This window comes from Streptomyces sp. NPDC051776 (assembly GCF_040681345.1).
Lineage (GTDB): Bacteria > Actinomycetota > Actinomycetes > Streptomycetales > Streptomycetaceae > Streptomyces.
The window spans coordinates 84,234-94,600 of the sequence record NZ_JBFAYQ010000029.1 but is presented as its reverse complement, the minus strand read 5'-3'; the positions used below and the strand labels follow the sequence as shown (position 1 = coordinate 94,600).

Genomic DNA, 10,367 nt, shown 5'->3' with positions numbered 1-10,367 from the left:
AGGCCCGGACGGCAGGCCCGGACGGCAGGCCCGGACGGCAGGCCCGGACGGCAGGCCCGGACGGCAGGCCCGGACGGCAGGCCCGGACGGCAGGCCCGGACGGCAGGCACCGTGCGGGGCACGGCACGACTCGCCGCCCCGCGGTCCGCCGAACTCAACGCTCAAGCGTCTCCACGGACTCCCTTGCCGTTTCACCTACCGGGGCGGACTCACGGCGCGAGGGTGCGGCTGCCGCCCCTTCAGCGGTCGCACGCCCCCACGCCCTCGCCTCGCTCAACGGCTCCCGCGGCCCGGTGTGCTCACTGCTCGCGCATGCCCCAGGGCGACCCGTAGTCGGTCAAACGATCCAGGAAGGGGCGGGGCGGAAGCGCCTCGGGGCCGAGCACGCCGATGCCCTCCCAGGTCCCTTCGGCCATCAGCTCCATGGCGACCACCGGGTTGATGGCCGTCTGCCAGACGACCGCCTGCGAGCCGTACTCCCGCATGGACCACTGGTTGTCGACCACGTGGTAGAGATACACCTCGCGCGGCGCCCCGTCCTTCACGCCGCGGACCCAGGTCCCGGCGCACGTCTTGCCGTGCATCCGCTCGCCGAGCGTCGCGGGGTCGGGCAGACAGGCGGCCACGACGTCACGGGGCGAGACCTCCACGCCGCCGGCCTTCACCTTGTCGGTGCGGTCGAGCCCCAATTGGTGGAGCGTACGGAGGGTGTTGATGACCTCGGCGCCGAGACCGTACTTGAAGGTGACCCTCTTGGCGTCCAGCCAGCGCGGCATGAGGAGCACCTCCTCGTGCTCCACGTTGACGCACTCCAACGGGCCGATCCCTTCGGGGAAGTCGAAGGTCTCCGGCTCGCTGAACGGCGGTGTGGTGAACCAGGTGCGGTCCGCCTCGTAGACGACCGGCGGATTCAGGCACTCCTCGATCATGGTCCAGATGGAGAAGGAGGGGGCAAAGCCCATGCCCTCGACCTCCAGATCCGCGCCGTCGCGCACCCCGATCTCCTCGATCTCGTCGAAGAGTTCGTCGGAGGCGTAGCGGGCGAACACATCGGACAGGCCCGGCTCGACGCCCATGCCCAGCAGCGCCAGTCGCCCCTGCTTCTTCCACTGCTCCTCGAGCGCGAACTGGTCGTCGCCCAGCTTGACTCCGCACTCCTCGTACGGGCGCTCCGGGTGGGGCTTGGACAGCGACATCGCCATGTCCAGGTAGTGGCTGCCGCCGGCCAGAGCGGCCCGGAACAGCGGCATGACGAACCGGGGATCGGTCGCGTTGAGCAGGACGTCGCAGCGGTGCTCGGCGAGCAGGGCGCCGACCGCCGCCTCGTCGGAGGCGTCGACGCGGGCGGCCACGAAGCGCGGGTCACCGACGGACTCCACCGCGCTCCGGGCGCGGTCCGGGTCGTAGTCGGCCACGACCATATGCCCGAAGAAGTCCCGGCGGGCAGCGATGCCGACGACCGCGCTGCCGACTCCGCCCGCACCTACCAGAAGAATCCTCAAGTCCGTCCTCCCGTAGTGGAGTTGTCCTCGTCGTGGACGGCCCTCGCGCCGCCGACGTCCGTACGATGGGCCGATGACCTGGTATATCACCATCCGGACAGGGGCCCCGGAGCAGCGCGCCGACACCCGGGCCGGCACCCTTCCCCGTATCGAGATGATCCGGCGGCGTCCGGGGTTTCCCCGACGAGCGTGTGTCCGTCCCGGGCGCCGCGACGGGCCGGACGCGCGTCACCCGTGGCGACCCTCGACGCGAGGATCCCTCCCGCACCGGATGGTGCTGATCCGCGTGCGCGGGGAGACCGAGGGCCCGCTGAGCCGAACCGGGCCGGGCCCAACCAGGCCGGACCGGACCGGGCCCAAACAGGCCGGACCGGACCGCCGGCCCCGGGATTCCGGTCCGGATTCCTCCATCACTTCCCAGGCGACGGCAGTCGGTCATCTGCGATGAGACCGCCGGATCCCTCCTCTCGCCAACGATCTCTAAGCACTCCGGAACAGCGACATAAAGGGCAGAATTGAAGGTGTCCGCCGATCGAGGAGGCGCGGACCGGGGCTTCCGCACGGGGAGGAACAACGGTGTCCTCAGAACTGGCAGGCCGGCCCCAGGGCCGCAGTCCGCTGTTGTCGGAGCACGGGTCCCTACTGGAACGGGTACCGGTCGCGGTCTTCGGCGTGGACGCCGATGACCGTATCTGTTACTGGGGCCCCGGCGCGGAATCCCTCTTCGGGTACTCCGCGCGCGCCGCACTCGGGCAGCCCAGCGGCATGCTCTTCGCCGACGCCTCCGGCAGCGGCCGGGACGAATGGGCCCGCATGGTGGAGCGGGGTCGGAGCGAGCGTTACTGGCGTGGGCGCCTGTCGATCCGCCACCGCGACGGCACGGTCTTCGACGGTGGCTTCCGGGTGTTCCGGCTCGCCGGGACCGGCGGGCGGGACACGGTCATGACCCTGGCGAGCGAGAGCGGCGAGCTCGAACGGGTCAGGAACAATCTGGCCTTCCTCGACGCCCTCTTCGAGAGCTGCCCGATCGGTCTGGTCATGTTCGACGCGGACCTGCGGTTCGTCCATCTCAACCAGGCACTGGCCGACATGGACGGCATGCCCATCCAGGAACACCTGGGCCAGCACGTGGGCGACGCGATGATCATGCCCGACGGCGGCGAGTACGAGAGCATGCTGCGCGCCGTCGCCGAGGTGGGGCGGCCCATCGTCGGTGCCCTCGTGGGCGTACGCACCCGTGGACAGCCGGACCGCGATCAGGTCTGGTCCGTGAGCCTCTTCCCGCTCAGCAGGCCCGGTGGCACCCGCCTCTTCGGGGTGGGCGGGATGCTGGTCGACGTCACGGACCGGGAGCAGGCCATCGTCGAGGCATCCGCTGCCCGCCAGCGCCTGGCGCTGCTCGACCGTGCGGCCGCCCGGATCGGAACGACGCTGGACGTGGCCGTCACCGCGCGGGAGATCGTCCAGGTCGCGGTCCCCGATTTCTGCGACGCGGCGGTCGTGGAGCTCGTGGAGTGGATGAACGAGCAGGAGCCGTTCGACCCCGCCCTCCCGGTGGTCACGCGGCGGATCGCCTCCGACACCGTTCTCTCCTCCGCCGCCTCCGAACCGCTCAGCGGCCGGGAGACCGCCCGTTACCCGCCGGGCTCGGCCATACACCATGTCCTGCAGACGGGCCGCCCCGATTCCGCGCAGGTGGACGAGGCCTTCGTCACCAGCAACGTCCCCGACGAGACCAGCGCGCGGCTGCTGGTCGACAGCGGGCTGTCCACGCTCGTCATCGCGCCGCTGATCGCACGCGGAACGGTCCAGGGGATCGCGATGTTCGGCCGGCCCGCCACCCGTCCTGCCTTCACCGACCAGGACCTCAGCCTGGCCGCCGAGTTGACCTCACGCGCTGCGCTGTGTCTGGACAACGCCCGCCTCTACAGCAGGGAACGGGATATCGCACTCACTCTGCAGCGTGCGCTGATGCCCGAATCCCTCCCGGCCGGACGCTATGTGACGGTTGCTCACCGCTATCTCCCCGGAGGCCGGGTGACCGAGGTCGGAGGCGACTGGTACGACTTGATCCAGCTGCCGGGCCGTCGCGTTGCGCTGGTCGTCGGCGATGTGATGGGCCACGGCGTACGGGCCGCCGCGGACATGGGCGGGCTGCGCTTCACCGCCCGTGCCCTGGCCAGGCGGGACCCGGAGCCCTCCGAACTCCTCGCGGAGCTGGACGAGTTCGCGGTGGAGTCCGGCATCGAGCTCGCCACGTGCGTCTACGTCGTGTTCGACCCGGCCGCCGGACGCACCCGTATCGCCAGCGCCGGTCACCCGCCGCCCCTGATACGGCCCCCGGACGGCGAGGTGGAGATCCTGGACGAGGTGCTCGGCGTCCCCCTGGGCGTCGGCGGCTTCCCGTTCCGGGCGATGGACATCGACCTCCCCGAGGACGCCGTGCTCGCCCTCTACACCGACGGCCTGGTCGAATCGCACGACCTGGACTTGGACCGGGGGTTGGCCAGGCTCCGCGACGAACTCCGCGACGCCCCCGAGTCGTTGGAGCGGGCCGCCGACCGCGTGCTCACCCAACTGGTGTCGGTGGATCCCGATGACGACACCGTGCTGGTCCTCGCACGGGTCCGCCGGATGCCCCCGCGGGAGCAACCGGGCTGGGCCGGCCGATGGCACCTGCCGGCACGTGGGCGCCGGGCCGGACGGAAGAAGCGGTAGACCGGGGCGGATGGTCACGGTCGCGGGGAGATCCGGAGCCGGGCCGGTACGATCGGCGCCGTCTGCGGCAGGCACAGGCCGCGGTTGCCCGGGGTGACGGAGCCCAGAACGGCGGCGCGCCGCGCGCCCGTACACGTGGGGACGGTTCCGGGCAGGCCGTGGACGGTCAGATGTCCGAGCACCGCGAACGCGTAGGCCTCCTTGGCGTCGGACGGCAGACCGAGATCGTCGGAGACCCGCAGAGCGATGCCGTCGAGCTCGGTACGGAGCATGGCCATCAGGACGGGATTGCGGGTTCCACCGCCGGACGCGACGACCTCCGTCGCCCTCACGGACCGGGCCGCGTCCGCGACGGTCCGGGCGGTGAGCCGGGTGAGGGTCGCGATGACGTCCTCCGCCGGGAGCGGGGCGCATCCGGCCAGGGCGGCCCGCAGGTACGGCAGATGGAACAGTTCCTTCCCCGTCGTCTTCGGCGCGGGCCTGGCGTAGTAGGGCTCGTCGAGCAGGCGCTCCAGCAGCTGCTGGTCCACCCGGCCGCGGGCGGCCAGGGCCCCGCCGGTGTCGTAGTCCATCCGACCGTGGGTCAGATCGCGGACCGCCGCGTCGAGGAGGGCGTTTGCGGGACCGGTGTCGAAGGCGGCGGGGTCGCGCGCCGCGACGGTGATGTTGGCGATGCCGCCCAGGTTCAGGGCCACCGGGACCCCGGGGCGGCCCCGCAGCCACAGCACGTCGACGATGCTCACCAGAGGCGCGCCCTGACCGCCGGCGGCGACGTCGCGCGTGCGCAGGTCGGACACGACCGGGCGGCCGGTGGCTTCGGCGATCCAGGCGGGCCGGCCGATCTGCAGGGTCCCGCGCACCCGCCCCTCCTCGACCCAGTGGAAGACGGTCTGCCCGTGCGAGGCGATGAGCTCCGCCCGGCCGTCGCACAGCTCCCGGTCGGCCCGGACCGCGACCGCTGCGAACTCCTGGCCGACGCGAGTGTCGAGCCGGCAGACGTCCTCCATGGTCGTCGCCGCGGGCGGCAGCGCCGCGGCCAGCGCCTTGCCCAGGTCCTCGGAGTACGGGACGGTCAGCGAGCCGAGCGGCATCATCACCAGCGTGTCGCCGTCCAGGGTCAGATCGGCGGCCGCCGCGTCGATCGCGTCCAGGGACGTTCCTGACATCAGACCGATCACGCGCATGGTTCACCTCCCCGGCCCGGCGGGCCGTTCAGTCGCGCAGGGCACGCCGGTGGTCGTCGCCGCGCAGCGTGAGGAGTGCAAGGACACTGACGACGCACGTCGCCACCACGTAGTACGCGGGGATGTCGACGTTGGAGGTTCGCTTGATCAATTCGGTGATGATGAGCCCGGCCGAGCCCGAGAAGACGGCGTTCGAGAGCGAGTACGCCAGCCCGAGGCCCGTGCAGCGCACACGGGTCGGGAACATCTCGGCGAGCATCGCGGGCCCGGGTCCCGCCATCAGGCCGACGACCGCGCCGGCCACGGTCACCGCCACGGCCTTCATGGCTTCCGGGGCGCCCGGATCCTGCAACAGATTCAGCAGCGGCAAGGCGAGAAGGGTCACCAGGGCCGCACCCGCCAGCATGACCGCGCGCCGGCCGATCCGGTCGCTCAGCAGCCCTGCGGGAATGATGGAGACGGCGAAGCCCAGGTTGGCGAGCACGGTGGCCACCAGCGCCTGCTGGAATGTGGCGTTCAGCGAGCTCTGCAGATACGCGGGCATCACGACGAGGAAGGTGTATCCGGCCGCCGACCAGCCCATGAGCCGTCCGGCGCCGAGCACGATGGCCTGGATGACCTCGCCGCGCGGGGTCCTGGAGGCCCGGAGCGCGTCGGGGTCGACGGCCGGATCCGAGAGGCCCGCGCTCGCGCGCTCGAACGAGGGGGTTTCCTCCAGGCGCAGCCGGAGCCACAGCGCGGCGAGTCCCAGAGGCAGCGCCAGCAGGAACGGCACACGCCAGCCCCACGCCTGCAGGTCGGACGCGGTCATCAGGGCGGCGAGCAGGGCCGCCGTCCCCGCGCCCCCGAGCAGACCGAGAGCGACCGTGAACGACTGCCACGACCCGTACAGGCCGCGTCGCCCCGGAGGTGCGAACTCGGTCATGACCGACACCGCTCCCCCGAACTCACCTCCGGCGGACAGACCCTGCAGAACGCGGAGCAGGGTGAGGAGCCAGGGCGCGACGGCCCCCACGGTGGCGTACGTGGGGAGTACGCCGATCAGGGTCGTGGCTCCCGTCATCAGCAGGACGACCAGGATCAGTGTGGGGCGGCGGCCGATCCGGTCCCCGACGCGGCCGAAGACGGCTGCCCCGATGGGGCGGAAGAAGAAGGCGAGGGCGAAGGAGGCATAGGTCTTGATGAGCCCTTCGAGGTCGCTGCCGCCCTCGGGGGTGAAGAAGTTCGCGGCGATGATCGTGGCGAAGCAGCCGTAGACGCCGAACTCGTACCACTCGATGAAGTTGCCCACCGAGCCCGCCACGAGGGCCCGACGCGAGCGCGCCCGGTCGGTGGTGTCCTGGGCGGGGCCGCGTACGGAGGTGGTCATTCCCAGGCCTTTCGGTGTCACGGATCTTCCTTCCCGGGCTCAGACGGCGGTGTCGTGTCCTGGGCGGACGATGACGTCGCGTCCTGGGCTCAGGATGGCGCGGCTGCGCGGAATCGCAAGCTCCGCGGAGCGGCAGGAAGGGATCCGGCCACGGCCGTCGCACTGTCCGGGTGTGGAGGCCAAGCAGTCGTCAACAGGCCCGTGACGTACGGCTGTTCAAAGCGCGCGCCTGCTCACCCTTCTCGCACGGGGTCCGGCGCGCTCGCACGGCCCTGCGCGCGATCGTGCACGTGCCGTCCGCCGTCCCTCGTCACCCCGTCCCGCACGACGGGTGTACGCAAGGCCCCGAGGCGGGGCGGCAGTCATCCGCCGGTCCGGCGGCTGCGCTTCCCTGCGGCAGTCATCCGCCGGTCTGGCGGCTGCGCTTCCCTCCGGTGCGGAACGCGTGGATGCCGTGCCCCTGGTCGTGGGCCGCCTGGACCGCTTCCTCCCAGGTCAGGGAGCGCTTTCCGACAGCGAACACGGGGCCGGACTCCCGGTCCCCGGTCAACTCGCGCAGGAGCGCGGCAGCCCGCTCGCTGAAGGTGTCGAACTCGACGTCCCGGACGTCGAGGGAGAGCAGTTCGAGGACCGGATGCTCGACTTCCCACAGCAGGAGCCAGAGTGTCCGGTGCACGGCGGGGATGGACTGATCGGCGAGGAGTTCCTCGAGCCGTTCAGCGGTGACGGTGTCGGCGGTGAGGGTCATGGCCACGCAGTATGGACCCGGTCACCGTCCGCAGTATAGGGCTGGGTTGAATCCGCAACGAGAAGGGCGTGGGTACGTCGTACGGCCGGCGCGGCCTTCCCCGGCCCGGCGCGGAAGGTGGTCCCCCGGTCAGCGGCTGACCGGCAGTCTCCTCGGATGCGACCGAGCGGCAATGCCGCGTGAGGGTTGCTCTCCGTGCGCGCACAGGGGAGTCGCCGTCAGCCGGACGGGCGTCGCCTGTCCGGGCCCGCATCGCTGATCAGGTGCCCGGCGTTCCTCGCCGTAACGGGCTCCGGAGAAGGGCGACCGGACGTACTGTTCGAAGCAGGCCGGATCGAGCCAGGCGGCGCCGGGAGACCGCGAGGGCGGCCCGCCCAACAGATGGAGACACGATGAGCAAGGCCACGAGGACGGACCCGCCGTCGCCTGCGCCGCACGCTGCCGACAGCCACGATCTGATTCGCGTGCACGGGGCTCGCGAGAACAATCTCAAGGACGTCAGCATCGAGCTCCCGAAGCGCCGCCTGACGGTGTTCACCGGCGTCTCCGGCTCGGGCAAGAGCTCGCTCGTGTTCAACACGATCGCCGCCGAGTCGCAGCGGCTGATCAACGAGACCTACAGCGCCTTCCTCCAGGGCTTCATGCCGACGCTTGCACGGCCGGAGGTCGACGTCCTCGAAGGACTGACCACCGTGATCACCGTCGACCAGCAGCGGATGGGCGCCGACCCCCGCTCCACGGTCGGCACCGCCACCGATGCCAACGCGATGCTTCGCATCCTCTTCAGCAGGCTCGGGCAACCGCACATCGGCCCACCCGGCGCGTACGCCTTCAACGTCCCCTCGGTCCGCGCCAGGGGCGCGATCACCGTTGAGAAGGGTGACCGGAAGGCGGTGAAGACGACCTATACGCGTACCGGCGGCATGTGTCCGCGCTGCGAAGGCCGCGGCACGGTCTCCGACATCGACCTCACCCAGCTCTACGACGATTCCAAGTCGATCGCGGAGGGCGCGTTCACCATCCCCGGCTGGAAGTCCGACAGCTTCTGGACCGTGCGGGTCTACGCCGAGTCGGGCCTTCTCGACCCGCACAAGCCGATCCGCGAGTTCACCGAGAAGGAGATGCGCGACTTCCTCCACCGGGAGCCGACCAAGGTGAAGGTCGAGGGTGTCAACCTCACCTACGAGGGGCTGATTCCCAAGGTCCAGAAGTCGTTCCTGGCCAAGGACAAGGAGGCGCTGCAGCCACACATCCGGGCGTTCGTCGAGCGGGCGGTCACCTTCACCACCTGCCCCGAGTGCGACGGCACCCGGCTCGCCGAAGGAGCCCGGTCGTCGAAGATCGAGGGGATCAGCATCGCCGACGCCTGCGCGATGCAGATCAGCGACCTGGCCGTATGGGTCCGCGGCCTCGACGAGCCCTCGGTGGCGCCGCTGCTCACCAAGCTGCTGCACACCCTCGAGTCGTTCGTGGAGATCGGCCTCGGCTACCTCTCGCTCGACCGGCCGTCGGGCACGTTGTCGGGCGGTGAGGCGCAGCGCGTGAAGATGATCCGCCACCTCGGCTCCTCGCTCACCGACACGACGTACGTCTTCGACGAGCCGACCACGGGCCTCCACCCCCATGACATCCAGCGGATGAACGATCTTCTGCTGCGCCTGCGGGACAAGGGCAATACGGTGCTCGTCGTGGAGCACAAGCCGGAGGTGATCGCGATCGCCGATCACATCGTCGACCTCGGCCCCGGTGCCGGTACGGCGGGCGGCACGGTCTGCTTCGAGGGGACGGTCGACGGGCTGCGGGCCGGCGGCACCGTCACCGGTCGCCATCTCGACGACCGGGCCGCCCTGAAGCAGACGGTGCGGAAGCCCACGGGCCGGCTCGCGGTCCGCGGCGCGACGACGCACAATCTGCGAGACGTCGACGTCGACATCCCGCTCGGGGTGCTCACCGTCGTCACAGGCGTCGCCGGCTCCGGCAAGAGCTCGCTCGTGCACGGGTCGCTGGTGGGCGGTCGAGGGGCCGCCGACGCCGGTGTGGTGTCCATCGACCAGGGCGCGATCCGCGGCTCACGACGGAGCAACCCGGCGACGTACACAGGCCTGCTGGACCCGATCCGCAAGGCATTCGCGAAGGCCAACGGCGTGAAGCCGGCGCTGTTCAGCGCCAACTCCGAGGGCGCGTGCCCCACCTGCAACGGCGCCGGCGTCGTCTACACCGACCTGGCGATGATGGCCGGTGTCGCCACCACCTGCGAGGAGTGCGAGGGGAAGCGGTTCCAGGCATCGGTACTGGAATACCGCCTCGGCGGCCGCGACATCAGCGAAGTGCTCGCGATGCCGGTGACCGAGGCCGAGGAGTTCTTCGGCGCGGGCGAGGCGCGCACTCCGGCCGCGCACCGCGTCCTCGACCGGCTCGCCGACGTCGGGCTCGGCTACCTCACGCTCGGCCAGCCGCTCACCACGCTGTCGGGCGGCGAGCGGCAGCGGCTCAAGCTGGCCACTCGGATGGCCGAGAAGGGCGGCGTCTACGTCCTCGACGAGCCGACCGCCGGCCTGCACCTCGCCGACGTCGAGCAGTTGCTCGGCCTGCTCGACCGGATCGTCGACTCCGGCAAGTCGGTCATCGTCATCGAGCACCATCAGGCGGTCATGGCGCACGCCGACTGGATCATCGACCTCGGTCCCGGCGCCGGCCATGACGGCGGCAGGATCGTCTTCGAGGGCACGCCGGCCGATCTCGTCGCCGCCCGCTCCACCCTGACCGGCGAGCATCTCGCGGCCTACGTCGCCACCTGACGGAGCGCTCGGGGACACCGAGTCGGGGCAACCAGCTCGCGGAGACAC

Annotated in this window: 6 protein-coding genes; 2 read left to right on the top strand and 4 right to left on the bottom strand. The window is 71.0% G+C overall.

All coding sequences use genetic code 11. From position 1 onward, the window contains the following. Positions 1–299: 299 nt before the first annotated feature. The gene (locus AB0M26_RS21800) at positions 300–1,502 is read right to left on the bottom strand and encodes a saccharopine dehydrogenase C-terminal domain-containing protein (protein ID WP_365263472.1); all 1,203 of its coding nucleotides are present in this window, start codon (positions 1,500–1,502) and stop codon (positions 300–302) included. A 576-nt stretch (positions 1,503–2,078) separates the two neighbouring features. Here AB0M26_RS21800 and AB0M26_RS21795 point away from each other — a divergent pair. Next, positions 2,079–4,220 (top strand): SpoIIE family protein phosphatase, encoded by a 2,142-nt coding sequence (locus AB0M26_RS21795; protein WP_365263471.1) that lies wholly within the window; start codon positions 2,079–2,081, stop codon positions 4,218–4,220. 14 nt (positions 4,221–4,234) lie between these two features. Here the strand turns inward: AB0M26_RS21795 and AB0M26_RS21790 are convergent, their stop codons facing one another. The 3 genes from AB0M26_RS21790 to AB0M26_RS21780 form a co-directional block, all read right to left on the bottom strand. After that, complete coding sequence (locus tag AB0M26_RS21790) at positions 4,235–5,404, bottom strand: anhydro-N-acetylmuramic acid kinase (RefSeq protein WP_365263470.1); 1,170 nt, start codon at positions 5,402–5,404, stop codon at positions 4,235–4,237. Between the two features lie 28 nt (positions 5,405–5,432). Next, positions 5,433–6,773, bottom strand: a complete 1,341-nt coding sequence (locus AB0M26_RS21785; RefSeq protein WP_365263478.1) for an MFS transporter — start codon at positions 6,771–6,773, stop codon at positions 5,433–5,435. 400 nt (positions 6,774–7,173) lie between these two features. Further along, entirely contained in the window at positions 7,174–7,521 is a 348-nt protein-coding gene (locus tag AB0M26_RS21780) for a hypothetical protein (protein ID WP_365263469.1), read from the bottom strand. A gap of 392 nt (positions 7,522–7,913) precedes the next feature. Here AB0M26_RS21780 and AB0M26_RS21775 point away from each other — a divergent pair, with 392 nt between their 5' ends. Then, positions 7,914–10,319, top strand: a complete 2,406-nt coding sequence (locus AB0M26_RS21775; RefSeq protein ID WP_365263468.1) for an excinuclease ABC subunit UvrA — start codon at positions 7,914–7,916, stop codon at positions 10,317–10,319. Positions 10,320–10,367 lie beyond the last annotated feature (48 nt).

Bases quoted from the DNA above. Each gene is read 5' to 3' on its own strand.
- AB0M26_RS21790 (WP_365263470.1), bottom strand. From the start codon at position 5,404: ATGCGCGTGATCGGTCTGATGTCAGGAACGTCCCTGGACGCGATCGAC.
- AB0M26_RS21785 (WP_365263478.1), bottom strand. From the start codon at position 6,773: ATGACCACCTCCGTACGCGGCCCCGCCCAGGACACCACCGACCGGGCG.
- AB0M26_RS21780 (WP_365263469.1), bottom strand. From the start codon at position 7,521: ATGACCCTCACCGCCGACACCGTCACCGCTGAACGGCTCGAGGAACTC.
- AB0M26_RS21775 (WP_365263468.1), top strand. From the start codon at position 7,914: ATGAGCAAGGCCACGAGGACGGACCCGCCGTCGCCTGCGCCGCACGCT.